The 632-nt window shown below is 75.9% G+C and carries 1 protein-coding gene; it reads right to left on the reverse strand.

Translation table 11 applies throughout. The annotated features are described in order from the left end of the window. Nucleotides 1-21: 21 nt before the first annotated feature. Nucleotides 22-632, reverse strand: a 611-nt coding sequence (gene dprE2, locus AC2W7G_RS18000; protein WP_485869635.1) for a decaprenylphospho-beta-D-erythro-pentofuranosid-2-ulose 2-reductase, incomplete at its 5' end; no start/stop codon positions are given.

Genomic DNA, 632 nt, shown 5'->3' on the forward strand with positions numbered 1-632 from the left:
TGGCGCTGGCCGGCCCGACGCTCAGACGGGCAGGCGGCGGAACACGGCGCGCGGCAGGTGACGCAGCCCGCTCATGACGCCGCGCATGGCGCCGGGCACCCAGACCTGCTCGGTGCCGTTCGTGACCGCCTTGACGACGGCCGCGGCGACGGCCTGGGGCGTGGTCGCCAGGGGAGCGGCCTCGAGGCCCTCGGTCATCTTGGAGCGGACGAAGCCGGGCCGGACGACGACGACCCGGCCGCCGAGCGGACGCAGCGCGTCGCCCAGCCCGGTGTAGAAGGCGTCCATGCCGGCCTTGGTCGAGCCGTAGACGAAGTTGGAGCGGCGCGGACGCTCGCCGGCGACGCTGGAGAGCGCGACGACGACGCCGTGGCCCTGGCGGCGCACCAGGTCGGCCAGCGCGACGCCCACGGTGACCGCACCGACGTAGTTGACCTCGGCCAGGGCCCGGGCGGCCTCGACGTCGGTCCACGCCTCCTCCTGGTCGCCGAGCAGGCCGAACGCCACCACGGCCACGTCCACGTCGCCGTCCTCGGCCGCCGCGGCGACCACGTCCGCGTGCGAGCCGGTGTCGCGGGCGTCGAAGTCGACAGCCCGCACGGTGCAGCCGGCGGTGGTCAGGCGCTTCGACG

The sequence above is a fragment of the Aeromicrobium sp. PFPM2_SD2 genome (assembly GCF_057364525.1).